The organism is Streptomyces sp. NPDC006368 (genome assembly GCF_040612535.1).
GTDB lineage: Bacteria > Actinomycetota > Actinomycetes > Streptomycetales > Streptomycetaceae > Streptomyces.
On record NZ_JBEXQK010000046.1, the window covers coordinates 1 to 23,949 of the forward strand.

The 23,949-nt window shown below is 71.2% G+C and carries 23 protein-coding genes; 12 read left to right on the forward strand and 11 right to left on the reverse strand.

The annotated features are described in order from the left end of the window. Positions 1 to 136 precede the first annotated feature (136 nt). Together ABZZ38_RS25850 and miaB are read right to left on the reverse strand one after the other, a co-directional pair. The gene (locus tag ABZZ38_RS25850) at positions 137 to 874 is read right to left on the reverse strand and encodes a class III extradiol dioxygenase subunit B-like domain-containing protein (protein WP_356744134.1); all 738 of its coding nucleotides are present in this window, start codon (positions 872 to 874) and stop codon (positions 137 to 139) included. Between the two features lie 35 nt (positions 875 to 909). Next, positions 910 to 2,403: a tRNA (N6-isopentenyl adenosine(37)-C2)-methylthiotransferase MiaB gene (gene miaB, locus ABZZ38_RS25855; RefSeq protein WP_356744136.1), complete on the reverse strand. Its 1,494-nt coding sequence runs from the start codon at positions 2,401 to 2,403 to the stop codon at positions 910 to 912. Between the two features lie 339 nt (positions 2,404 to 2,742). On the opposite strand from miaB, the gene ABZZ38_RS25860 reads away from it, so the two are divergent. The 3 genes from ABZZ38_RS25860 (at position 2,743) to ABZZ38_RS25870 (ending at position 5,424) form a co-directional block, all read left to right on the forward strand. After that, the gene (locus tag ABZZ38_RS25860; protein ID WP_356744138.1) at positions 2,743 to 3,129 is read left to right on the forward strand and encodes an MMPL family transporter; all 387 of its coding nucleotides are present in this window, start codon (positions 2,743 to 2,745) and stop codon (positions 3,127 to 3,129) included. Positions 3,130 to 3,378: 249 nt separating this feature from the next. After that, complete coding sequence (locus ABZZ38_RS25865; RefSeq protein ID WP_356744140.1) at positions 3,379 to 4,302, forward strand: methyltransferase domain-containing protein; 924 nt, start codon at positions 3,379 to 3,381, stop codon at positions 4,300 to 4,302. Between the two features lie 123 nt (positions 4,303 to 4,425). Then, positions 4,426 to 5,424 carry a TAXI family TRAP transporter solute-binding subunit gene (locus ABZZ38_RS25870; protein ID WP_356744142.1) on the forward strand — a complete coding sequence of 333 codons (999 nt, stop codon included), beginning with the start codon at positions 4,426 to 4,428 and terminating at the stop codon, positions 5,422 to 5,424. Positions 5,425 to 5,480: 56 nt separating this feature from the next. On the opposite strand, the gene ABZZ38_RS25875 is transcribed toward ABZZ38_RS25870, so the two are convergent. Both ABZZ38_RS25875 and ABZZ38_RS25880 read right to left on the reverse strand, forming a co-directional pair. Next, a complete protein-coding gene (locus ABZZ38_RS25875; protein ID WP_356744144.1) occupies positions 5,481 to 6,872 on the reverse strand; it encodes a HAMP domain-containing sensor histidine kinase in 1,392 nt (463 codons plus the stop codon). A gap of 15 nt (positions 6,873 to 6,887) precedes the next feature. Then, positions 6,888 to 7,655 carry a response regulator transcription factor gene (locus ABZZ38_RS25880; protein WP_356744146.1) on the reverse strand — a complete coding sequence of 256 codons (768 nt, stop codon included), beginning with the start codon at positions 7,653 to 7,655 and terminating at the stop codon, positions 6,888 to 6,890. A gap of 249 nt (positions 7,656 to 7,904) precedes the next feature. Between ABZZ38_RS25880 and ABZZ38_RS25885 the strand changes: the two genes are divergently transcribed. The 8 genes from ABZZ38_RS25885 to ABZZ38_RS25920 all read left to right on the forward strand — a co-directional run bounded on the left by ABZZ38_RS25885 (position 7,905) and on the right by ABZZ38_RS25920 (position 14,716). Then, positions 7,905 to 8,690 carry an amino acid ABC transporter ATP-binding protein gene (locus ABZZ38_RS25885; protein ID WP_356744148.1) on the forward strand — a complete coding sequence of 262 codons (786 nt, stop codon included), beginning with the start codon at positions 7,905 to 7,907 and terminating at the stop codon, positions 8,688 to 8,690. Positions 8,691 to 8,962: 272 nt separating this feature from the next. Next, positions 8,963 to 9,793, forward strand: coding sequence for a glutamate ABC transporter substrate-binding protein (locus tag ABZZ38_RS25890; protein ID WP_356744150.1), 831 nt, complete (start codon positions 8,963 to 8,965; stop codon positions 9,791 to 9,793). Positions 9,794 to 9,867: 74 nt separating this feature from the next. Continuing rightward, positions 9,868 to 10,542: an amino acid ABC transporter permease gene (locus tag ABZZ38_RS25895; protein ID WP_356744152.1), complete on the forward strand. Its 675-nt coding sequence runs from the start codon at positions 9,868 to 9,870 to the stop codon at positions 10,540 to 10,542. Then, positions 10,539 to 11,417: an amino acid ABC transporter permease gene (locus ABZZ38_RS25900; RefSeq protein WP_356744154.1), complete on the forward strand. Its 879-nt coding sequence runs from the start codon at positions 10,539 to 10,541 to the stop codon at positions 11,415 to 11,417. Before ABZZ38_RS25895 ends, ABZZ38_RS25900 begins: the two co-directional genes overlap by 4 nt. 377 nt (positions 11,418 to 11,794) lie before the next feature. Continuing rightward, positions 11,795 to 13,504 (forward strand): FAD-dependent monooxygenase, encoded by a 1,710-nt coding sequence (locus tag ABZZ38_RS25905; RefSeq protein ID WP_356744156.1) that lies wholly within the window; start codon positions 11,795 to 11,797, stop codon positions 13,502 to 13,504. A 92-nt stretch (positions 13,505 to 13,596) separates the two neighbouring features. Continuing rightward, on the forward strand, positions 13,597 to 13,683 hold the full coding sequence (locus ABZZ38_RS25910) for a putative leader peptide (RefSeq protein WP_356744198.1): 87 nt from the start codon (positions 13,597 to 13,599) through the stop codon (positions 13,681 to 13,683). A gap of 92 nt (positions 13,684 to 13,775) precedes the next feature. Continuing rightward, positions 13,776 to 14,318: a cysteine dioxygenase gene (locus tag ABZZ38_RS25915; RefSeq protein ID WP_356744158.1), complete on the forward strand. Its 543-nt coding sequence runs from the start codon at positions 13,776 to 13,778 to the stop codon at positions 14,316 to 14,318. After that, positions 14,315 to 14,716 carry a rhodanese-like domain-containing protein gene (locus ABZZ38_RS25920; protein ID WP_356744160.1) on the forward strand — a complete coding sequence of 134 codons (402 nt, stop codon included), beginning with the start codon at positions 14,315 to 14,317 and terminating at the stop codon, positions 14,714 to 14,716. Before ABZZ38_RS25915 ends, ABZZ38_RS25920 begins: the two co-directional genes overlap by 4 nt. Before the next feature lie 402 nt (positions 14,717 to 15,118). Here the strand turns inward: ABZZ38_RS25920 and recX are convergent, their stop codons facing one another. From recX to ABZZ38_RS25940, 4 genes are all read right to left on the reverse strand, one after another. Beyond that, on the reverse strand, positions 15,119 to 15,685 hold the full coding sequence (gene recX / locus ABZZ38_RS25925; protein WP_356744162.1) for a recombination regulator RecX: 567 nt from the start codon (positions 15,683 to 15,685) through the stop codon (positions 15,119 to 15,121). 3 nt (positions 15,686 to 15,688) lie between these two features. Continuing rightward, a complete protein-coding gene (gene recA / locus ABZZ38_RS25930; RefSeq protein WP_356744164.1) occupies positions 15,689 to 16,816 on the reverse strand; it encodes a recombinase RecA in 1,128 nt (375 codons plus the stop codon). A 2,603-nt stretch (positions 16,817 to 19,419) separates the two neighbouring features. After that, positions 19,420 to 20,562 (reverse strand): AI-2E family transporter, encoded by a 1,143-nt coding sequence (locus tag ABZZ38_RS25935; protein WP_356744200.1) that lies wholly within the window; start codon positions 20,560 to 20,562, stop codon positions 19,420 to 19,422. Between the two features lie 187 nt (positions 20,563 to 20,749). Next, the gene (locus tag ABZZ38_RS25940; RefSeq protein ID WP_356744166.1) at positions 20,750 to 20,944 is read right to left on the reverse strand and encodes a DUF3046 domain-containing protein; all 195 of its coding nucleotides are present in this window, start codon (positions 20,942 to 20,944) and stop codon (positions 20,750 to 20,752) included. Between the two features lie 79 nt (positions 20,945 to 21,023). Here ABZZ38_RS25940 and ABZZ38_RS25945 point away from each other — a divergent pair, with 79 nt between their 5' ends. Continuing rightward, entirely contained in the window at positions 21,024 to 21,929 is a 906-nt protein-coding gene (locus ABZZ38_RS25945) for a hypothetical protein (protein ID WP_356744168.1), read from the forward strand. 18 nt (positions 21,930 to 21,947) lie between these two features. Here ABZZ38_RS25945 and ABZZ38_RS25950 read toward each other — a convergent pair whose 3' ends face one another. The 3 genes from ABZZ38_RS25950 to ABZZ38_RS25960 all read right to left on the reverse strand — a co-directional run bounded on the left by ABZZ38_RS25950 (position 21,948) and on the right by ABZZ38_RS25960 (position 23,918). After that, complete coding sequence (locus ABZZ38_RS25950; protein WP_356744170.1) at positions 21,948 to 22,256, reverse strand: AzlD domain-containing protein; 309 nt, start codon at positions 22,254 to 22,256, stop codon at positions 21,948 to 21,950. Next, on the reverse strand, positions 22,253 to 22,927 hold the full coding sequence (locus ABZZ38_RS25955; protein ID WP_356744202.1) for an AzlC family ABC transporter permease: 675 nt from the start codon (positions 22,925 to 22,927) through the stop codon (positions 22,253 to 22,255). The genes ABZZ38_RS25950 and ABZZ38_RS25955 overlap by 4 nt, the downstream gene beginning before the upstream one ends. Positions 22,928 to 23,057: 130 nt before the next feature. Further along, positions 23,058 to 23,918 carry an AraC family transcriptional regulator gene (locus ABZZ38_RS25960; RefSeq protein ID WP_356744172.1) on the reverse strand — a complete coding sequence of 287 codons (861 nt, stop codon included), beginning with the start codon at positions 23,916 to 23,918 and terminating at the stop codon, positions 23,058 to 23,060. Between the last annotated feature and the right edge of the window lie 31 nt (positions 23,919 to 23,949).

Below are 23,949 nucleotides of genomic sequence, written 5' to 3' on the forward strand. Positions count from 1 at the left end.
CCCGCCGCTCTTCCGATCGGTGGAGCTGGGTGCGAGGGTGTCCGGGGCGGGGGGAGGCCGCGCGCCGGACGGCCGCGAAGCACGATGATGGCTTCGCGGCCGTCCGCCGTTGCGCCGCGCGGCGGGTGTGCGCGGTTCAGGACCAGGTGGCGACGGCATAGCCGACGCCGTACGGGGCGTCCTCGTACAGCAGGCGGCCCTCCAGTCCGGCGCCCTCGGCGGCGCCCGCCAGCACCTGCCAGGGGGCCCGGCCGGCGACCTTCAGCTCGTGCGCCAGGTGTTCGTCCAGCGCCGCGAGGGCAGCGGTGTCCGCAGCCGCCAGCGCCCGGGTGGCCCGTTCATCGAAGCCGGCCGCGCGCTCGTCGAGGTAGCCGGGCGCCTTGAGCGAGCGGCACGCGCTGCCGTCGCCCATCACCAGGAGCGCGACCCGGCCGGCCCGCGCCGCCAGCTCACGGCCTGCCCCGGCGCAGCGGGCGGGCGCGAGACGCTCGCCCACGGCCAGGCCCTCGACCGGGCCGTCGGCCCAGCCGGTACGCCCGAGCAGCCAGGCCCCGACGGCGAGCGAGGCGGGCAGTGGACGGTCACCGGCATCGGCGGCCTTGGCGGCGTCGGAGTCGGCGTGGCCCGCGCCGAGGCGTACGTGGAGGTCCACGCCGAAGCCCCGGAAGTCGCCGGCCGAGCCCGCGGCGTACCGCTCGCACACGTCCCCGCCGTCCGGGCCGACCACGAACAGCCGGTCCGGGCGCGAGGCGGCGAGCACCGCCAGCGCGTCGGAGCAGGCCGTGCGCGCCGCGTCCAGTTCGGGTGCGGCACCGGCGGCGACGTCGGGCACGAGAAGCGGGGGGCAGGGGCACACGGCTGCGGCGACAAGCATGATCCGCAGCGTAACCGGTGGCCTCTGTGCCGGGGTCAGCCGACCGCGCAGCCTCCGGTGACCGGCGGCAGCGGCGCCGGGGCGCCGACCTGCGGCAGGCCCAGCATCACCCCCGCGGGCTTCGCCGCCTCGGTGGCGTTGCGCTTCTCCCAGGCGTCACCCGCGCGGGTCCGCCGTACCCGCGTCGTCGGGCCCTCCGCCAGCAGGTGGTGCGGGGCGGCGTAGGTGATGCCGACCGTCACCACGTCACCCGGGCGCACCTCCTGGTCGGGCTTGGTGAAGTGCACCAGGCGATTGTCGGGGGCGCGGCCCGACAACCGGTGGGTCGCGCCGTCCTTGCGGCCCTCGCCCTCGGCGACCATGACCTCCAGGGTCCGGCCGACCTGCTTCTTGTTCTCCTCCCAGGAGATCTCCTCCTGGAGGGCGACCAGGCGCTCGTAGCGGGCCTGCACGACCTCCTTGGGGATCTGGTTCTCCATCTCGGCGGCGGGCGTGCCGGGGCGCTTGGAGTACTGGAAGGTGAAGGCCTGCGCGAAGCGGGCCTCGCGCACCACGTGCAGGGTCTGCTCGAAGTCCTCCTCCGTCTCACCGGGGAAGCCCACGATGATGTCGGTGGAGATGGCGGCGTGCGGGATGGCCGCGCGGACCTTCTCGATGATGCCGAGGTAGCGGTCCTGGCGGTACGAACGGCGCATCGCCTTCAGGACCGTGTCCGAGCCGGACTGGAGCGGCATGTGCAGCTGCGGCATCACGTTCGGCGTCTCGGCCATCGCGGCGATCACGTCGTCCGTGAAGTCGCGGGGGTGCGGGGAGGTGAAGCGGACGCGCTCCAGGCCCTCGATCTTCCCGCAGGCGCGCAGCAGCTTCGAGAACGCCTCGCGGTCGCCGATGTCGGAGCCGTACGCGTTCACGTTCTGGCCGAGCAGGGTGATCTCCGAGACGCCCTCGTCGACCAGTGCCTCGATCTCGGCGAGGATGTCGCCGGGGCGGCGGTCCTTCTCCTTGCCGCGCAGGGCCGGGACGATGCAGAACGTGCAGGTGTTGTTGCAGCCGACGGAGATGGACACCCACGCGGCGTACGCGGACTCGCGCCGGGTCGGCAGTGTGGAGGGGAACGCCTCCAGCGACTCGGCGATCTCGACCTGCGCCTCCTCCTGGACGCGGGCGCGCTCCAGGAGCACCGGCAGCTTGCCGATGTTGTGCGTACCGAAGACGACGTCGACCCACGGCGCCTTCTTCACGATGGTGTCGCGGTCCTTCTGCGCCAGGCAGCCGCCGACGGCGATCTGCATGCCGGGCCGCTGGGTCTTCCTGGGCGCCAGGCGCCCGAGGTTGCCGTAGAGCTTGTTGTCGGCGTTCTCCCGCACCGCGCAGGTGTTGAAGACCACCACGTCGGCGTCGCCGTCGGCGCCCTCCGGGGCGCGCACGTAGCCCGCGTCCTCCAGCAGCCCGGAGAGGCGCTCGGAGTCGTGGACGTTCATCTGGCAGCCGTACGTCCGGACCTCGTAAGTACGTGGGAGTTCGGTCATGATCAACAACTATCCAGACGAGACGGTGGACGGGTACGCGGGGCGCGTTCCGGCAGAACGGCCGGTGAGACAGTCTACGGTCCGCCCATGCCTTCGGTCCCTGCCCTGTGGGGGCCGGACGGTGTGCGGCTACGGCCCAGGCGCCCGGGTTTCCGTTCCCGGGCCGCCAGGGGTCTCCGCACTCCGGGTGCCGACGCGCGTGATGGCCCCACACCGGCCGGGCCGGGGTGGGCGGCGGACGGCGTCCACTGGCCCCGTCGCCCGTTTTCCGCCGTCCGAGTAGAGGTTCCGGGGGTTTGCCGAGCATGCCGCGGGGAGTCACGGGCCTACCGGCTGTCGATGGACTACGAGGTGCTGCTGCTGGCCCGGACGGTGGAGGAGCACGCGGCGGGCGCGTCCACCCGGCAGGCCGTCGCGCGGGCCGTCCAGCACACCGCCGGGTTGTTCAGCGCCTCCGCCGCGGTCGTCGTCGTGGTCACGTCGGCCCTGGCGGCTTCCGGGCTGCTCCTGCTGAAGGTGGTGGGCGTGAGCCTGGCCGTGGCGGTGTTCGTCGACGCCACGCTGATCCGGCTGCTCCTGGCGCCCGCTCTGATGGCGCTGCTCGGGCGGGCCAACTGGTGGCTGCCGTTCAGGACGTCACGGCCGGTTCCGCGGCCGGCGCGGACGGAGCCGACGTCGCTGCCGGGGCCTGAGCCCGAGCCGTCGGGATCATCGCGCCCCACCTGAGCGGGCTGACCCGGTTGGGCGGGCCGGGCGGGCTTCGCACGCTGCCCGTCGAGCGGCGCGAGGGCGTCGACCGGGAGAGCCGGAGGGCCGGAGGGCCGGAGGGCACGGATTCGCCCACCCGGTCGCCCGCGGGCGCGACTCACTGGGCCGTGTGAGGGGCATGACTTCCCTCGCCGGGCGCGTCCGGCAGCCGCACCGGCCGGACCCGGTGGACCATCGGGCCGCCGCACGAGCGACGGAGGGACGGCCATGGGAAACGGCTCGGGGAATGCCTCGGAGAAGCGGACGGGCTCGCGAGGAACACCGACGGGGGTCACGGCCGGCCCGGCGGCCACGAGGTTCTACCGGCAGTCCGTGCTCCCCTACTACCAGCGCTTCGGCTCCCGGTGGGGATACGCGATGCTGCTGGGGCGGACGCGGCACTTCGGATGGTACGAGCCCGGCCAGTCGCCGTGGGCCTTCGCCGCGTCGATGCGCCGGATGGAGACCATCGCGGCCCGGAAGCTGGCCCTGCCCGCCGGTTCGCCGGTCCTCGACGCCGGCTGCGGGGTCGGTGATGTCGCGCGTACCGTCGCCGCCCGGAGCGGTGTCCACGTCACGGGGATCGACGGCATCGAGTCCGACATCGCCCTCGCCCGCCGCAGGAGCGCGCAGACGCCCGGGGCGGCGCGCGCGACCCGCTTCCTGGTGGGCGACTATCACGCCCTGCCGTTCGCGGACGGCTCCTTCGACGGGCTCTACACCATGGAGTCCTTCGTGCACTCCGCAGACCCGGGGCGCGCGCTGTCGGAGTTCTTCCGGGTCGTACGCCCCCGGGGGCGACTGGTGATGTTCGAGTACTCCCGGACCCCGAGCGCGGAGCTCACTCCGGAAGCGGAGTCCGTGCTGACGGACGTCTGCGAGCTCGCCGCCATGCCCGGGATGCTGATGCTGCCCCATGGCCGTCTGGGGCAGCTTCTGGGCGGGGCGGGCTTCGAGGTGGAGTCCGTCGCGGACGTCACCGCCCACGTCCTGCCCATGCTGCGCGCCTTCTCCCTGCTCGGGCGGGTGCCCTACGCGGTGGCCCGGAGCGTGGGACGCGGCGAGCTGCTGGTCAACGCCATGAGCGGGGTGGAGCTGTACCGCCACCAGGAGACCTGGCGGTACAGCATCACCACGGCCGTGCGCCCCTGACCCCCGGCAGGCACCGACGGACGGCGCGCCCGGTCAGCGGGTGGAGCGAGGCGGGCCGGTCAGCGCGCGGACGGAGGCGGCGGGCCTGGCCAGCGCGGGGAGGGAGGTGGCAGGATCGCGCCCATGTTCCCGGCCCTGTCCCGCCTCAGCCGCCGCCGCGCCCTCCGGGCGTCGGCCGCCGCTCTCGTGGTGCTCGGGCTGCTCCTGTGGTGGGTGTGGCCCAGCGCGGAGCCCTCACCGCGTGGAAGGGTCACCTTCAGCACGGGCGTCCCGACCGGCGTGTACCAACGCTACGGGGAGCTGCTGGAGGAGGCCCTCGGCCGTGAGGTCCCGCAGGTGGCGATCAGCCTGCGCAACAGCGAGGGCTCCGGGCAGAACCTCGCGCGGCTGGCCTCCGGGGAGGCCGACTTCACCATCGCGACGGCCGACGCGGTGGCGACGTACATCCGGGACAGCCTGCCCGGCGCGTACGACCTGCGCGGCTGTGCGCGCCTGTACGACGACTACGTGCAGCTGATCGTGCCGAGGGGCTCGAAGGTGCGCACCACGCGCGATCTGCGCGGCCTGCGGGTCGGGGTGGGCCAGGAGGGTTCGGGCGTGCGGCTGATCGCCAACCGGCTGCTGACAGCCGCCGGGCTGGACGCCGCGAAGGACATCACGCCGGTGCCGGCCGGCATCGACACCATGCCGGAGCTGCTGAAGAGGGACCGGCTGGACGCCTTCTTCTGGTCGGGAGGTCTGCCCACCAGCGCCGTCCAGAGGCTGTCGGAGCAGTTCCCCATCCGGCTCGTGCCGCTGGAGGACGATCTGGTGAACCGCGTCCACGAGGGCGGCGGCACCAGCCGGTACTACCGGTCGGCCGTGGTGCCGGCCGACGCGTACGCCCTCGCCCAGGAGGGCCAGCCGGTCGCGACGGTCGCGGTGGCCAACCTGCTCGTCACCACGGACCGGGCGGATGCGGCGCTGACGGAGGCCTTCACGCGTACGGTGATCAGGAGCCGCGACCGCATCGGGCGGCAGGTGCACCCGGCGCAGCTGGTGGACCTGCGGACGGCGATCTTCACGGACCCGCTGCCGCTGCACGAGGGGGCGCGGCGCTACTACCGCTCGGTCAAGCCGTAGCGGCCGCGGGCAGCGCGACGCCGGTGCGGCCGTTCGGCGCCCGGGTGTACGCCGCGTCAGTGCGGCTCGGTGCGCGGGACGGTGACCGTGACGCGCAGACCGTGCGGCTCGTGGTGGGCGTACGAGATCGAGCCGCCGCCCGCCGCGAGCAGGGCGCGCGAAATGGACAGGCCGAGGCCGGAGCCCTTGATGTTCTGGTGGCGGTTGCTGCGCCAGAACCGGTCGCCGATACGGGCCAGTTCCTCGTCGGTGAGCCCCGGGCCGCGGTCCGAGACCACGATCGTGGAGGTCTCGCCGTCGGCGGCGACGGCCACGGTGACCTCCTGGCCCGCGGGGGTGAACTTCAGGGCGTTGTCGATCACGGCGTCGAGGGCGCTGGAGAGCGCCACCGGGTCGGCCCAGGCGGTGACGGCCGCCGTGGTTCCGGTCAGGCGTACGCCCTTCTCGTCGGCGAGGGGCCGCCAGGCGGCGATCCGCTCGGCGGTCAGTTCGCCGATGTCGGTCAGCCGAAGGTCCGCCGAGGCGTGCTCGGCGAGGGCCAGGTCCAGCAGGTCGTCGAGGACCTGGGTGAGTCGCTTGCCCTCCATGCGTACGGAGGCGATCTCCTCGTTGTCCGGGGGCAGTTCCAGCGCGAGGAGCTCGATGCGCAGGAGGAGGGCGGAGAGCGGGTTGCGCAGTTGGTGCGAGGCGTCGGCGACGAAGGCGCGCTGCTGCTCCAGGACGTCCTCGACGTTGTCGGCCATCTCGTTGAACGACCGGGCCAGGCGGCGCAGTTCCGGCGGACCGCCGGCCGCGGCGACCCGGGAGTTCAGCCGCCCGGTCGCGATGTCGTGGGTGGCCGCGTCCAGCACGCGTACGGGCTTCAGGACCCATCCGGTGAGGCGGAAGGCCGCACCGACCGCGAGCAGCATCGCGGCGGACTCGCCCGCGGCGATCAGCAGCCAGCCGTCCAGGGTGAGGGAGCGCAGCTGGCCGGTGGGCGAGTCGGTGACCACGACGGCGACGACGTCGCCGTCGCGCACGACGGGTGAGGCGACCGCGAGCCGGGCGTGCGGCTGCCAGGGCCACACCTGGGGCGGGTCGTGGCTGCGGCGGCCCAGCAGGGCCTCCCGGAAGGCGCGGCGCGGTTCGCCCGCGGCGGGGATGTCCCACTGCTTGGGGGCGCGGGCCATGGCGGTGCCGTCGCGGTAGAAGACGCCCACCTCGATCCCGTACACCTCGTGGTAGCGGTCGAGCTCCCCCTGCAGGGTGGACTTCCGCTCGTCGAGGCCGAGGCCGCGTTCGGTGACGAACTGGGCGAGCGCCGCGAAGCGTGCCGTGTCGTCGATGCGGTCGACGACGACGGTCTGCTGGCGCGCGGCGGCAAGGCTGGCGGCGAGCGGGAAGCCCAGCGCGAGCAGCACGCCCGCCATGAGGACGATGAGGAGGGGGAGGAGACGTGTGCGCACAGGCGGCGGAGGCGGTTACGCGGCCGGGGCGACCAGGCGGTAGCCGACGCCGCGCACGGTCTCGATGAGGGCGGGCATGCGCAGCTTGGCGCGCAGGGACGCCACGTGGACCTCCAGGGTGCGGCCGGTCCCCTCCCAGCTGGTGCGCCAGACCTCGCTGATGATCTGTTCCCGGCGGAAGACGACGCCGGGGCGCTGGGCGAGGAGGGCGAGGAGGTCGAACTCCTTGCGCGTGAGCTGGACCACCGTGCCGTCCACGCTGACCCGGCGCGTGGGCAGTTCGATGGTGACGGAGCCGAGGCGCAGGGGTGCGCCTGCGGCGGCGGTCGCCGCCTGCGTATCGCCGCTGTCCCCGCTCGCGCCCTGGCCGGTGTTGGTGCCCGTGCCCGCCGGCCCGCTCACGGAGCGCCGGCTGACGGCGTGGATGCGGGCGAGCAACTCGCCCGTGTCGTAGGGCTTGACGACGTAGTCGTCGGCACCGAGGTTCAGCCCGTGGATCCGGGAGCGGACGTCGGCCCGTGCGGTGACCATGATGACCGGGGTGGCGGTGAGCTTCCGGATCTTGCCGCAGACCTGGTAGCCGTCCTGATCGGGCAGGCCGAGGTCCAGGAGGATGACGTCGAAGGGGCCACGGGCACTGCTCGCGCCTCCCGCGGCGGGCAGGACGGCCTGGAGGGCCTCCTCGCCGTTGCGGGCGTGCGTGACGTCGAAGCCGTGCTTCCTGAGGACCGCGGACAGGGCCGCGGCGACGTGGTCGTCGTCCTCGACAAGCAGCAGTCTCATGGGCCCCCCTCCGAAGGTGCGAGCGCGTTGGTTACCAGGGCATGAACGCCGATGGTGCCATGCCAGTCAAGAGCGTTTCCGTGACACCGGGGTTCCGTTACGCACCCGTTCTCAGGATCGCCGTCCCCTTCACGCATAGTGTCCGGTTGCGGCCGGATCGTTATGCTCAATTTCAGCTCAGATGTACTGACGCTGGTCGCACTGCGTGCTTAGTGTCCTCCCAACCGAGGAGGACGGAGCAAGAAGCCGATGAGCCGAGTGTCAGTGACCAAGGGCGCGGAGGACGCCGTACCGACGGCGGGCGACCTGGTCGTACTGAGCAACGTCAACAAGCACTTCGGCGCGCTGCATGTGCTCCAGGACATCGACCTGACCATCGCCCGTGGCGAGGTCGTGGTCGTCATCGGGCCGTCCGGGTCCGGTAAGTCCACGCTGTGCCGCACCATCAACCGCCTGGAGACGATCGACTCGGGCACGATCACCATCGACGGCAAGCCGCTGCCGCAGGAGGGCAGGGAGCTCGCCCGGCTGCGGGCCGACGTGGGCATGGTCTTCCAGTCGTTCAACCTCTTCGCGCACAAGACCGTGCTGGAGAACGTCATGCTGGGCCAGATCAAGGTCCGCAAGGCGGAGAAGAAGACCGCGGAGCAGACGGCGCGGAGCCTGCTCGACCGGGTGGGCGTCGGCTCGCAGGCCGACAAGTACCCGGCGCAGCTCTCCGGTGGCCAGCAGCAGCGCGTGGCGATCGCCCGGGCGCTGGCGATGGACCCGAAGGTCATGCTCTTCGACGAGCCGACCTCGGCGCTCGACCCGGAGATGATCAACGAGGTCCTGGAGGTCATGCAGCAGCTGGCGCGCGACGGGATGACGATGGTCGTCGTCACCCACGAGATGGGCTTCGCGCGCTCCGCCGCCAACCGTGTCGTCTTCATGGCGGACGGCAGGATCGTCGAAGAGGCGTCGCCGGAGCAGTTCTTCAGCGCCCCGCGCAGCGACCGGGCCAAGGACTTCCTGTCGAAGATCCTTCACCACTGACGACCGTACGTACCGGCGGGCCGACGGGCCGGGACGGGGGACCCGGTCCACCGGACCGACCGGCCGACGGACGGCCGTACGCACGGCGGATGGCCGAAGGGCCGAGCACCGGCCGGGGCCGGACCGACGAGCGGGTGACCGGAGACCGGACGACCGACTGCAGGACGACCGACGACCGGAAACCGGAAACGCGACGACCGACGACCGGACGGCGTGTGACGACTCCGACGTCCACTGACGACCAACGAACCACGACTCAAGGGATGTTCACCATGAAGCTCCGCAAGGCAGGCGCGGCCGTCGCCACGGTCCTCACCCTCTCCCTGGCCGTCACGGCGTGTGGCGGCGGCAAGGACGACAAGGGCAGCGGTAGCGGCAAGATCACCATCGGCATCAAGTTCGACCAGCCCGGCGTCGGCCTGAAGACGCCGGACGGCAAGTACACCGGCTTCGACGTCGACGTCGCCACGTACGTCGCCAAGGAGCTCGGCTACGACGCCAAGGACATCGTCTGGAAGCAGGCCCCCAGCGCCGAGCGCGAGAACCTGATCAAAAACGGTGACGTGAAGTTCGTCGTCGCCAGCTACTCGATCACCGACAAGCGCAAGGCCGTGGTCGACTTCGCCGGCCCGTACCTCCTCGCCCACCAGGACCTGCTGATCCGCGCCGACGACAACTCCATCACCAAGGCCGAGGACCTCAACAACAAGAAGCTCTGCTCGGTCACCGGCTCCACCTCGGCGCAGAACGTCAAGGAGAAGCTCGCCCCCAAGACGACCCCACAGGAGTACGGCGGCTACTCCGAGTGCCTGACCGGCCTGGAGAACAAGGCCGTTGACGCCGTGACCACCGACGACTCGATCCTCGCCGGTTACGCCGCGCAGAAGGAGCACCAGGGCAAGTTCAAGCTCGCCGGTCTCAAGCTGAGCGACGAGAGGTACGGCATCGGTATCAAGAAGGGCGACAAGGACCTTCAGAGCAAGATCAACAAGGCGCTCGAGAAGATGAAGTCGGACGGCTCCTGGGACAAGTTCGTGAAGGCCAACTTCGGCCCGGCGAACTACAAGCACGAGCCCGCCCCGCAGATCGCCGAGACCAGCTGAGGCAGAGGTGACGCGCCGCCGGCCGCGGCCGGCGGCGCGCGCCACGATCCAACCAGGAGAGATCGCGGGTCAACGTGTTCGATTTTCTTGATTCCGGGCAGTACGACCTGCTCGGCGCCTTCTGGGTGACGGTGCAGCTCACCCTCTACTCGGCGATAGGTTCCCTGATCTGGGGAACGCTGCTGGCCGGTATGCGGGTCAGCCCCGTTCCGCTGATGCGGACGTTCGGCACCGTGTACGTCAACGTCGTCCGCAACACGCCTTTGACGCTCATCATCATCGGCTGCTCGCTGGGGCTCAACCAGACCCTCGGATTCTCGCTCGGAGCCGAGGACTTCAAGGACATCGGCTTCCGGCTGGCCGTCCTCGGCCTGACCGCCTACACCGGTACCTTCGTGTGCGAGGCGCTGCGCTCGGGGATCAACACCGTGCCCGTGGGGCAGGCGGAGGCGGCGCGCGCCCTGGGGCTGAGCTTCATCCAGGTGCTGACCCTGATCATTCTCCCGCAGGCCTTCCGCTCGGTCGTCGCTCCGCTGGCGAACGTACTGATCGCGCTGACGAAGAACACCACGGTGGCGGTCGCAATCGGTGTCGCGGAAGCCGCCCTGCTGATGAAGGAAATGATCGAGAACGAATCCGACGCGATCTTGGCAGTCTTCGCCGTCTTCGCCTTCGGCTTCGTGGTTCTCACGCTCCCGACCGGGCTGATCCTCGGCTGGGTGTCCAAGCGCGTGGCGGTGAAGCGATGACTTCCGTTCTGTACGACGCCCCCGGACCGGGGGCCAAGCGGCGCAACATCCTCTACACCGTCGTCTTCCTCGTCGTCCTCGCCCTGGCCGGGTGGTGGGTGCTGGCGACGATGGCCGAGAAGAACCAGCTCGCCGCGGACAAGTGGAGCCCGTTCGTCACGGACTCCGCGGTGTGGACCACGTTCCTGCTCCCCGGCTTGGGCGAGACGCTCACGGCCGCCGCCTTCGCCGTCGTCATCGCACTCCCGCTCGGCGCGCTGCTCGGCATCGCCCGGCTCTCCGACCACGCGTGGGTGCGGGTGCCGGTCGGGGCGGTGGTGGAGTTCTTCCGCGCCATTCCGGTGCTGCTGATGATGATGTTCGCCAGCCAGGCGTTCGTTCAGTTCAGCGACATCGACTCCGAGATCCGGCCGATGTACGCCGTGGTGACGGGGCTCGTCCTCTACAACGCCTCGGTCATCGCCGAGATCGTGCGCGCGGGCATCCTCTCCCTGCCGAACGGCCAGACCGACGCGGCGAAGGCGATCGGCATGCGCAAGGGCCAGACGATGACGTACGTGCTGCTGCCGCAGGCGGTCACGGCGATGCTCCCTGCGCTGGTCAGCCAGCTGGTCGTGATCGTCAAGGACACCGCCCTGGGCGGCGCCCTGCTCGGGCTCGGGGAACTGCTCTTCCAGGTCCGCCCGATCACCGCGAACTACGGCGCCAACACCATCGCCACCATCACGGTTGTCGCGCTGATGTTCATCCTGGTCAACTTCGCGCTGACCAGCCTGGCCGGCTGGCTGGAGGGCCGGGTCCGCCGGGGCAAGAAGAGCACGGGAACCGTCGTCGACATCAAGAAGATCGACGCCGGGCTCAGCGGCGGCGCCTGACGCCGCTCCGCACGCGGGCGCACGAACAGGTCATGGGCGGTGGCGGCGACGTCACCGCCCATCGGCGTACCGGGACGTGCGGCGGAGCACGCGCACCGTATGTCCGCAGCGGCCCCTTCCCGGCGGCGCGCCGCGCAGGCGCTCGGTGGGTGCGGCGCGCCGGGCGCCGTGCAGCTGGCCCGTCGCTTGACGCAAGCATGTGCAGTAGGTTGCATACGTTCTGTGATCGCGCCCCGAGCTTCCGCCGCTCCCCTCCCCGCCCCCCGTGCACTTCCCCTTGCTGGTTCCGCTGCTGTCGCCACTGGCGTTTCCGCTGGTGTTGTCGCTGGTGTTCTCGCTGCTGACCGCATGACCGTACGGGCCTCGGGAGTCACGCCGTGGACCCGGTGATCGTGGCCGGCGCGGGCCCGGTCGGGCTCGCGCTGTCCCTGGCGCTGGCGGCGCAGGGTGTCCCCTCCGTCGTCCTGGACGAGGGCCCGGGCAAGGAGGAGCCCCGTGCCGCCCGGACGGCCGTGCTCCGCCCGGACATGGCGGCGTTCGTGGAGGGGCTCGGGTGCGCGACCGTGCGGGACGAAGGGGCCCGCTGGAGCGGGTGGCGGTCGATGCGGCGCAAGCAGCAGACACGCCACGTCATCTTCTCGGCCCCTGTGGAGGCCACGGGGCCGGCGGGGACGGCGGGAACCGTGGGAGTTGTGAGGTCCGCGGGATCCGGGGAGTCGGCCCAGTCGGCCCAGTCCGGTCCGCCGGATGCGGACGCCGCCGTTTCGCCGCTGCACATCCCCCAGCACGCCCTCGCTCGCGGGTTGCGGGAGGCCATCGCCGCGCTGCCGCGGCGGGGCCTGGTGCGCGTGGTCACGCACAGCCGTCTGGACGCGGTCGAGCAGGACGCCGACGGCGTCACCGTGCACACCCGTGGGCCCGAGTCGACCTGGTGGCGCGGGAGTTACCTCGTGGGCTGCGACGGTGCCCGCTCGACCGTGCGCAAGCTGCTCGGAGTCCGCTTCCCGGGGCGTACCGCCGTCGAACGGCACGCCGTCGCCGCGTTGCGCGTCGAACTTCCGTGGGGCGACGAGGGGTTGTTGCACCGCCGTCCGCCGTGGCAGGGCGTGGGCGAGGAGGTCACGGCACGGCCGCTGCCGGACGGCGGGTGGCGGCTGGACTGGTTGCTGCCGCCGCGTGGCGACCTGGTGACGCCCGACGCGCTCGTGACCCGGATCCGGGAGACGCTGGCCGGCTGGTGCGGGGAGACACCCGCGTACGACCTGATCGACACCGGCGTCTACACGCTGCACCACCGGCTCGCCAAGCGGTGGCGCGTGGAGCGGGCCTTCCTCGCCGGGGACGCCGCCCATCTGCTGGGCGCGCTCGGTACGCAGGGGCTCGACGAGGGGTTGCGGGACGCCGACAACCTGGCGTGGAAACTGGCACTGGCCTGGCACCAGGGCGCGTCGGAGGTGCTCCTGGACAGCTACCAGGCCGAGCGGCGCACGGCGGTCGCGGCGCGGCTACGCGCCGCCGACCAGTCGTTGCCGGTGCTGCGGGGCGACGGGGGGCTGCGGACGTATCTGCGGGGCGGCGGACACGACGCTTTGCTGACGGATGGTCATGTGGGGCGGGGGCCGCTGGGTGCGCCTCCCTCGTATCCGCACTCCCCGCTCGCGCCCCCCTATGCCGAGGCGCACGCGAGCGTCGGTACGCCGCTGGGTGCGCCGGTCGCCGACGTACGGGTCACCGTGCCGGATGACGGGAGGACCGTGCGGCTGCGGGACCGGATGGCGCGGGGGAAGCTGCTGGTGGTGCTGGTGGCGCCCGGTACGGGGGTGTGGGACCGGCGGCACTGGATGACCGCGGGTGTGATGCCACGGCTGGTGGCGGCGGTGGAGGCGCTGCCGGTTCCCGGCGAACTGCTGGTCACGGAGGCGTATCCGGGGGCCGCCGCCCACACCGTGCTGGTGGTGCGGCCCGACGGGCACCTGGCGGCGGCGCTCGCCGGGGTGCGGCCGGAGGAGCTGCGCGCGGCGGCGGACGCGGTGCGGGGCGGAGCTCCGGCGGCCGTGCGGCGCGACCAGCCGGCGGATGTGAGCTGAGCCACGCCGCCCTGACGGCCGTTCCCGCTGCCTTTCCACCTGTCGGTGACCGTCGATTGACCGTCATGGGCGTCCATGGTGTACTCCGGATCATGAACGGCACCGACGTGCGCCTGTGGCGGAGGGTCCATATGGACCTGCTCCGCTACGCGGGCTGCGTGTGTCGACCGTCCTGCTGAACTCGCCCTCCCCCTTTCCGCGTATGCCGCGCCGGCTCTCCCTGCCCGCGCGTACGCGGTCTCCGCGACTTCCAGGACCAGGACGGTTTCCCGTGTCCCAGCATGTCTCCGTACGTACTGCCGGCCGCGCCGCCGGCGCCGCGGCGCCGACCGCCGCGCAGCTTCTCGACTTCGTCCGCCGCACCGCCGCGGACGCCGAACTGATCGGCTCCCTTCCGCTCGATCCGGAGGGCCGCACCTGGCTGCGGCTGGACGGGCCGGGCGGCAGCGAGGCGTGGCTCATCGGGTGGCCGCCGGGCACCGGCACCGGCTGGCACGACCACGCCGAGTCGATCGGCGCGTTCCACACCGGGCGCGGCGCGCTGAAGGAGAGCTCGCTCTCCGTCCGGTTGCCTTCGGGCGGCTGGCGCACGCTCGAACTGACCGAGGACGTCGACCGTGAGCGGGTGCTCGAGGCGGGTCGGGGCCGGGCGTTCGGGCGGCACCATGTACACGAGGTGACGAACGAGTCGGCCACCGACCACGCCGTCTCGGTCCACGCCTATTACCCGCCGCTGCCGCTGATCCGGCGTTTCAGCCGTACGGGCGCGGTGCTGCGGCTGGAACAGGTCGAGCGCCCCGAGGACTGGCAGTGAGTACCGGGCGGGCCGACCGGGTCGGCATCGACGAGTTGCTGGAACGGGTCCGGGCAGGACTGGACCGGGTGTCGCCGCGGGCGGCGTTCGCGGCGGCGGAGGCGGGCGAGGCCCTGCTGGTGGACATCCGATACGCGGCGCTGCGTGAGCGCGACGGGCTGATCCCCGGAGCGCTGGTCGTCGAGCGCAACGAACTGGAGTGGCGCCTGGACCCATGGGGCAGCCACCGCGCTCCGGAGGCGGTGAGCCACGATGTCCGGATCGTGGTCGTGTGCAACGAGGGTTACGCCTCGTCCCTGGCGGCCGCGTCCTTGCGGCAGCTGGGCCTGCACCGCGCGACCGACCTGATCGGCGGCTTCCAGGCCTGGAAGGCCGAGGGCCTACCGGTCACCCCGTGACGTCGCCGCCCCGGGGGTGACGGGACGCCCGGGGGTGACGGGACGCCCCGGGTCGCCGGACGCCCGGGTATGGGGACGCCCGGGTGTGGGGACGCGCTTCCCGGCGTACGTGACCTCGATGGGCCGGATGTCGGGGACGACTTCGATGAGCTCGTCGCACAGGCCCGCGAGGGGGCCGGTCGCAGGGGAGCGCCTCCGGGTCGCGGGACGCCCGGCCCCAGTCTCACCCCCGCCCCCACTCCCACCCCCGGTGACCTCGTCGGCGGCACGACACAGAAGGCCGCCGCACGCCCCTCCTCGCGGTGCGGCTGCGGGCGGAGGGCCTTGGGCCCGGACAGGGTCGGGCCATGCCGGGCCGGAGCCGTGCCGGGTGCCGGTCCGCCCGGCGCCGGCTGCGACGGGTCAGAGGTCGGCGTGCAAATCCTCCGTGTCCTCGCCCTCCTCCTCCAGCGCCTGGCGTACGACGCGGAGGGCCATGCCCTCGGGGTAGCCCTTGCGGGCGAGCATGCCCGCGAGGCGGCGCAGGCGGCGGTCGCGGTCGAGGCCACGGGTGGCGCGGAGTTTGCGCGCCACCAGTTCGCGGGCCGTCGCCTCCTCCTGCTCCGAGTCCAGTTGGCCGACCGCCTCGTCGATCAGCTCCGCGTCCACCCCCTTGGTGCGCAGCTCCCGTGCGAGGGCGCGGCGGGCCAGGCCCCGGCCGTGGTGCCGGGACTCCACCCACGCGTCCGCGAAGGCCGCGTCGTCGATGAGGCCGACGTCCTCGAAGCGGGCGAGGACCTCATCGGCGACCTCGTCCGGTATTTCCCTTTTACGCAGGGCGTCCGCGAGTTGCTTGCGGGTGCGGGGGGTCCCGGTGAGCAGGCGCAGGCAGATTGCCCGCGCCCGCTCAGCCGGGTCCTGGGGCGACAGCTCCTGCTCGGCCCTCGACGAGTCGGCGCTGTCGCCCGGCCATTCGGTGCGCCGGACCATGGGCTAGCCCTTGGCCGCCGTGGCCTTGGTCGCCTTGGCGGCCTTCACCGCCGGGGCCGGGACCGACTTCGCCGCGTCGTCCACGGCAGGCGTGTCCGCCGCGTCGGCGCCCGGCTCGGCCGCCGGGGTCTCCGGCCGGACGCCGACGCCCAGCTTCTCCTTGATCTTCTTCTCGATCTCGTTGGCGAGGTCGGGGTTGTCCTTCAGGAAGTTGCGGGCGTTCTCCTTGCCCTGGCCGAGCTGGTCGCCCTCGTACGTGTACCAGGCGCCCGCCTTGCGGACGAAGCCGTGCTCCACGCCCATGTCGATCAGGCCACCCTCGCGGCTGATGCCCTGGCCGTAGAGGATGTCGAACTCGGCCTGCTTGAAGGGCGGCGCGACCTTGTTCTTGACGACCTTGCAGCGGGTGCGGTTGCCGACCGCCTCCGTGCCGTCCTTGAGGGTCTCGATGCGGCGGATGTCGATACGCACCGAGGCGTAGAACTTCAGCGCGCGGCCACCGGTCGTGGTCTCCGGCGAGCCGAACATCACGCCGATCTTCTCGCGGAGCTGGTTGATGAAGATCGCCGTGGTCTTGGACTGGTTGAGCGCGCTGGTGATCTTCCGGAGCGCCTGGCTCATCAGACGGGCCTGCAGACCCACGTGCGAGTCGCCCATCTCACCCTCGATCTCCGCGCGCGGCACGAGCGCCGCCACGGAGTCGATGACGATCAGGTCGAGCGCGCCGGAGCGGACCAGCATGTCCACGATCTCCAGGGCCTGCTCGCCGTTGTCCGGCTGGGACAGGATCAGGTTGTCGATGTCGACGCCGAGCTTCTTCGCGTACTCGGGGTCGAGGGCGTGCTCGGCGTCCACGAACGCCACCTGGCCGCCGGCCTTCTGCGCGTTGGCCACGGCGTGCAGCGTCAGCGTCGTCTTACCGGACGACTCCGGCCCGTACACCTCCACCACGCGGCCACGCGGCAGGCCGCCGACGCCGAGCGCGACGTCCAGGGCGGTCGACCCGGTGGGGATGACCTCGATGGGCTCATTCGGCCGCTCGCCCAGGCGCATGACCGCGCCCTTGCCGAATTGCCGTTCAATCTGTGCGAGCGCGGCGTCGAGCGCCTTCTCGCGGTCGGTTCCTGCCATGGGTTCCACCCGATTTGCTTGTGTCGATCGCTTCACGTCAAAGACGCTAACCCCTGCCACTGACAATGGGCCCCGCCGTCCCTCCGACCTGTGGATAACTCCGTGGACAACCCGCGAACCCCCCGGAACTCCGGGCCGGAACCCCATCAGAATGGATGTTCGATTTCCATGTCAAGCGCGCCGCGCCGCTGAGGCCTTCACCCGGCGACTGGCAGTCGGCAGCCGGGCTCGATGTCCCATCGGGCCCCTCCCCGACCACAGACCCGCAGAACGTCCCCCTTCACCGAAGGCGCCCACCATGAGCCGACCACAACACCGGCGCGGGTCTGCGATCAGCGCGCGACTCGGGGACCGCGGACTGGCCTTAAGACACTCAGGACCTCCATCTTCTAAGGTCCGGTCCGCCATCACCCTCTCTTCCGACCCTGAGCACGACATCGTCGGACTCACCGAGTAAGCGAGCCGGGTGCCACTCCGGCGACTCGAGTTGGCCAGTTGTCTCAGCTCGCTTCCGACTGAGTAGCTCGAACACAGAGCGGGCGAGGATCAGAGGACCGCGTCGCGGTCCTCGCCATCATCGAGCCGGGATGACACCAGACCACCGGTTGCCTTCCTTCCAGCCGGGGTATCTAAGGAGGTCCTGCAGGCCATCGCCGCTATGGATAACGAGATGCAGGCGCAAGGTCCACCTCGCCCCAGTCGACCCCGCGCACCTCATCCATGACGGCTAAGTCAGCACCCCGGCTTCGCACGGCCATCCTGGGATCTGGATCTGGACACGGCGGAATCCCAGCGCGCGAGGCATCCGGTCAGACTTTGGTTTTTCACGCCACCGGTTCACGATGCTTCGAACCGTAGGCCTGGAGCCGGATCCCATGGCATATTCGCAGGAAAACCAAGGTATCGGATTGCCCGAGCGAGCGTGACTGTTAAAAATGTTGCAGCGAATTCCGGCCATTACGGCTAAAATCATTCGTTGCCTTCCGGTGCACTAGTACGGAATTAAACCTTTCGGTTATTCCGGGCAGGCTGTGCGCACCCACCCTTTTCTCTTTACCGCGATGATCAAGTAAACCCCGGGACGGCGCCCGGCACTTGCCTAACTCAGTCAGGCATGGCATTGTCCTGCCACACAGGGCTCAAACGCCCTCCACATACACAGGGGAGTGCGGCATGCAAACCTGCCATGTTCTCTTTCCTGTCGGATAACATCTCAAGCGTTTACCGCTGAGGAAGTAGGTGAAAATTTGCTGAAGAGTACTCGAATTCGGCGGACCGCCACCACCCCCGCACTTGGAGTGCTGCTGGTCAGTCTTTTCTCACTCGGTGGCGGGGCAACCGCATCAGCCTCCGAACTCGGCGCCTTGGCACACCCCAGCGGATGCAAGTACGAGGTCCCTGGTAGTTGGGGGGCCGTTGCGCGCTGCACTGCGCACAACGGCGGCTCCTACCGAGCTATCGCCGTCTGCAAGGACCCGGAGACCGGGAAAGTGCTGCACTTCTTCGGCGGGTGGAGGCAGACCGGATTTTCCTACGCGTACTGCAATGGGGCCTACCGAGCCACTTCTGCGGGCATTGAGACGTCCCCCAGCAATCAGACCTGAGGACACGCCGGCCGATCGGAAAGGATGGCCATAAATGAAGAAGCTGTGCACGATACTGTTCGCCGCCACGATGACGGCAGCCCTCGGCTTCCCAGGCACAGCCGCTGCGGCCGCCACAGGGTGGCCGACTGGATGCAGCAACTCGAGGTTCGCGGACGGTAACGGCTGGCAGGCCCATTGCAGAAGCAGTAATGGCGGACACTACAAGGCGACCGCCATATGCAAGCCGCTTGATGGCGGCCCCCTCATCACTCGCGATGCGGGGGCTTGGCAGACCAGTCAGGTCTCCTACGCCTTTTGCCCACCGATGACTTTTGTCACGTCCGGCGGCATTATCGAAAGATCCTACTAGTAGGTTGACCGCTCGAGCATTTCGGGCGGTGACTACCTGCGATCCGCTCCAGTGAATGCGGCGTCCCAATGGATTCCCATGGAAGGCCGCATTCACTGAGCTGCCGTGAGCACCACCATCTTCGAACGCGACCGATCCCCCTCCCCCAACGGGCGGGCCTTTGTGGGCTGTGGATGTTGCATCTGGGGCCTCACTCTCTGCATTACAGCTGGTGGCCCCTCGCCGTTCCCACATTCGGGATACTTGCAACTGCAGGGGCTGAGAGGAGGCGCGTTTCCGGTGCGCGCGTTTCTGGCTAACTCTGACAGCAGATCTGCTCGTTTTGACCGGTCAGCGTGGGGATCGACCAGGCCTGCCCGCCGGACGCCTGAACCGTCGCCCTACTGAGCAGCGGAAGCGCGACCACCATGACGTCGGGCACCACGGGTTGCCAGGGCTCGGTGCGACCGACCAACCTTCGGGCGCGTTAGGGGCGGGTCCGCTGCCAGTGGCCGAGGGTTGGGCGCACCGGTCAGCAGCATGGCGAGGAGCCGGCCCCAGGTCAGGCTGTCCCTGCTCTCGTCGCGTCGACGGCGGACGCCATGCCGACCGCCGCCCCCTCCGTGACCTCGAGGCCGTGCAGCGGCGGTTTCAGCCCCGATAGCGGGTCAGACCGCGTCTTCGGCCGGGTCCGCCGGCTGGTCCTTCTTCGCGCCCAGGGCGCGCTGCACCCGGGCCAGCACCAGTTCACCGTGGCGCCGGTGCCCGTGCATGCGCGGGTCCTCCGTCACGTCGTACCGCTTCACATAGGCGCCGAGGAAGGCCTGGAGGGTGGCGACCGCCGGGATGGCGATGAGCGCGCCGACCGCGCCCAGCAGCGCGGTACCGGCGACGACGGAGCCGAATGCCACGGCCGGATGGATGTCGACGGTCTTCGCGGTGAGCTTCGGCTGCAGCACGTAGTTCTCGAACTGCTGGTAGACGACGACGAACGCCAGCACCCACAACGCGTACCAGGGGTTCTCGGTGAAGGCGATCAGCATCGGCAGCGCGCCCGCCAGATACGTACCGATGGTGGGCAGGAACTGCGAGACCAGCCCCACCCAGACGGCGAGCGCGGGCGCGTACGGCACGGCCAGGAACTCCAGCAGGACGTAGTGCGCGACCCCGGAGATCAGCGCCATCAGGCCCCGCGAATACAGGTAGCCGCCCGTCTTGTCGACGGCGATCTCCCAGGCGCGCAGCACCTCGGCCTGCTTGGCGGGCGGCAGTACGGAGCACAGGGCGCGGCGCAGCCTGGGCCCGTCGGCCGCGAAGTAGAACGAGAACAGGAAGATGGTCAGCAGCTTGAACAGTCCGCCCAGCACGGTCGCGGAGATGTCCAGCACGCCGCTGGCGCTGTTCTGGACGTACTTCCGCAGCCAGTCCGAGCGCAGCAGGCTGTCCTTGACCTCGACCCGGGACAGCTCGGTCTGGAAGGTGTGGTTGATCCAGTTGATCAGGGAGTCGAGGTAGCGGGGGAAGTCCTCGACGATCTCGATGATCTGGCCCGCCAGCATCGACCCGAGCAGCACGACGAACCCGACACCGGCGGCCAGGATCGCGAAGAAGACCAGGAAGGTGGCGAGTCCGCGCCTCATGCCGCGGGCCGCCATCCGGCCGACCGCGGGCTCGATCGCCAGTGCCAGGAAGAAGGCGATCAGGATGTTGATCAGCAGGCCGATGAGCTGGTGGAAGGCCCAGCTGCCGAGTTGGAAGCAGGCGTAGAGGGCAAGGGCGAGCACCATCGCGCGCGGCAGCCAGCGGGGCATGCGAGTGACGGTCGGCGCCGGCGGGGCACCGGTCGGCGTGGTCGGAGGAGCTGTGGGCACCGCCGTGGCGGCGGTCGGGTCTCCGGTCGTCGGCGCGGTCGTGGTGGTCGTCTTGTCGGTCTCGTCTGTCGGGGCCACGGAGCAAGTCTCGCGCACCGCTACGACAACCGGTCCCCGCCCCTGTGGATCACCGCTTGTCCGCCGGGACGTCCACCGCCGCGCACACCGCCCGCCACACGTCCTTCGCCTCCCAGCCGGCTTCCAGCGCCTCGCGCACCGTACGACCGCCCAGTTCCGACATCACGTGGTCCCGCGCGAAGGACTCGGCGTACACCTCACCGAAGTGGTCCGCCATCCGCTCCCAGAAAATCGTCAACCGCATGCCACCAGTATCCCGCTCCTGGGAGTGCAGCCGTCTCCGCTCGGCTTGCCGAAAGCCCTTTCCGCCCTACCGTCGGAGCATGGCTGGAACTCCCCTCTCGCGCGCCGCGAACTTCATCTGGCTGACGGCCCGCGTGCTCGAACAGCGGCGGTTCGCTTACCACTTCCTCGGCGGTGGCGCCGACGCCGTCGAGGCGGCCCTCACCGCGTACCTCGACGAGGACGGCGGCTACGGGCACGCCCTGGAACCGGATCTGCGCGGCCCCGTGAGCCAGCCACTCCACACCGCGCACGCGCTGCGGGTGCTCGACTCCATCGGGCGCTGCGGCGGGCTCCGCGTGGAGCGCGTCTGCCGCTACCTGACGGGGGCGTCCACGCAGGACGGGGCGCTGCCCGCGCTGCACCCCTCCGTGCGGGGATATCCGGTCGCCCCGTTCATCGCGGTCGTCGACGACCCACCGAGTGCGGTGTTGTCCACCGGCCCGGTGGTGGGGCTGCTGCACCGCAACCAGGTGTGGCACGCCTGGCTGTTCCGGGCCACGGACTTCTGCTGGGGCGCCGTGGAGAGCCTGGAGAAGTCCCATCCGTACGAGGTCCAGGCGGCCGTCGCGTTCCTGGACGGCGTCCCAGACCGGGCCCGCGCGGAGGCGGCCGCGGACCGGCTCGGCCGGCTGGTGCGGGACCAGCGGCTGGCGGTGCTGGATCCGGGGTGCCTCGACGCGTTCCCCGTCCCGCCCGGTTACGCGCCCGGCGAGCACCACTTCCCGCACGACTACGCGCGCGTGCCGGACTCGCTCGCGCGGCGCTGGTTCACGGACGAGGAGATGGCGCGCTCGCTGGACCACCTCGCCGCCGAACAGTGCGCCGACGGGGGCTGGCCGATCCGCTGGCGTCAGTGGGCGCCGGGCACGGCTCTGGAGTGGCGGCCGATCGTGACGATCGAGGCGCTGCGTACGCTGCGGGCGCACGGCCGCCGGATCGACTGACCGTGCCGCGCCGGGGTGTCAGCCGCCCAGGGCGCGAACGCCGGCCGTCACCGCCACGGCGGCGACGAGCACCACCAGGAAGGGCGCGCGCAGAAGCAGGGCGAGCGCGGCCGCCGCGAGGCCCGCGCCGCGCGCGTCGACGACCAGGGAGCTGTTGGCGCTGAAGGTCTGCTGCGCGGTCAGCGCGGCCAGCAGCGCGACGGGCAGCAGCGCGGACAGTCGTTGGACGAGCGGCCTCTCCAGGGCGGCGGCCGGTACGAGCAGCCCGATGAGCTTGACGAGGTAGCAGCCGACGGCGGTCAGGCCGATCGCGATCCAGATGGTCACCGCCGCGTCCCCTTCCGCCCGTCACCGGTCCCGCGCCCCTGGAACCACAGCACGGCGGGTGCCGCGAGCGCCGCGGCCAGCACCGGCACACCGGCGGGCAGCAGAGGCAGGGAACCGAGCCCCAGGATGACGGCGATCCCGGCTACGGCGCGCTCGGTGGCCGTCCGCAGCATGGGCGCGAGGAGGGCGAGGAACGCGGCAGGCCCGGCGGCGTCCAGGCCCCAGGCGTCGGTGTCGCCGAGGGCCTCGGCGCCGAGGGCCCCCAGGAGCGTGGTCAGGTTCCACAGCACGTAGAGGGTGAGCCCGGCGACGGTGAAGCCGATCCGTGCGGCGCGCCGGTTCGGCTGGATCAGGGAGACGGCCGTGGTCTCGTCGATGACCCAGTGGGCGGCGAGCGGGCGTACGGAGCGGGGCAGGGCGAGCAACTGCGACAGCCGCAGCCCGTAGAAGGCGTTGCGGGTCCCCAGGAAGAAGGCGCCCGCGGCGGCGGTGAGCGGGTTCCCGCCGGCGGCGAGCGCGCCGACGAGCGCGAACTGCGAGGCGCCGGTGAAGACCAGCAGGCTGAGCGCGCAGCTCTGCATGACGCTCAGGCCCGCGCCGGCCGAGGTCACGCCGAAGGCGAAGCCGGAGAGTCCCACGGCCACGCCGACGCCGAGCGCGTCGCGGACCACGGCGCTGTCGGGCTTGGCGGCGTCCGGCGTGCGTACCGCCTCCCCGCGTCCTCCGCCCGCTGCGCGTGCCGCGCCTGCCGACTGTGCTGGTTGTGCTGGGTGCGCTGTCTGTTCTGCCACGACGGGGACGCTACGGCGGGCCCTCGTTCCCGGTCTTGTACGTTCTTGCGCGCTCGCGCCGGTAGGCGCCGGGCGGGACCCCGACGATGCGGGTGAAGTGCCGGTTCAGGTGCGGCTGGTCGGTGAAGCCCACCGCGACGGCCGCGTCCGCGGGCGCCGTACCGGATTCCAGGAGGCGGCGGGCGGCCCGCACACGCGCGTTGGTGAGCCAGGTGTGGGGCGGCATGCCGTAGGCGGCTTTGAAGGCGCGCAGCAGCGCGAAGGGGCTGGTGCCGAGCTCCCGCGCGAGCCGCTCCAGGGAGGGCGGGTCGGCCATGCGTCCCAGGAGGAGCTCCCGGGCCAGGGACGCCGTGCGCGACCCGGCGGCGAGCGGCTGCCGGGTGGGCATCGACTGTCCGTGGCGGCGCAGCAGCCGGGCGACCGCGATGCGCAGGAGGCTGTCGGCGGCGAGCGCGTTGCCCTCCTCGGCCGCCCGGTGCACGGCCCGTATGAGCTGGGCGGTGTCCTCGTCCTCGACGATGGTCTCGGCGAAGCCGGCCGTGCCGCGCAGCGTCGTCTCCTCCCGCGCGATCCCGGCCACGAGGGCCGAGGACGGGTAGAGGGTCGCGTACGACCAGCCTTCGGGCACCCCGGCGCGCGCGGAGTGCGGTACCTCCGGGTTGATCATGACGACGGTGCCGGGCCGGGCCCGGATCGTGCCTTCCGGCATGATCACGTCCTCGATGCCGCGCCGGACGGCGCCGAGGACGAATCCCTCGTGGCTGTGCCGGGCGAAGGAGTGGCGCACGTACCGTGCCCGCAGCAGATCGAGTCCGGGCACGCCGGGGTACTGCCAGTGCCTGGCCCACTCACCGTCCCGCTCACTCGCCATGTCCCCCATTCTGCGCCCCGCCGCACGCCCT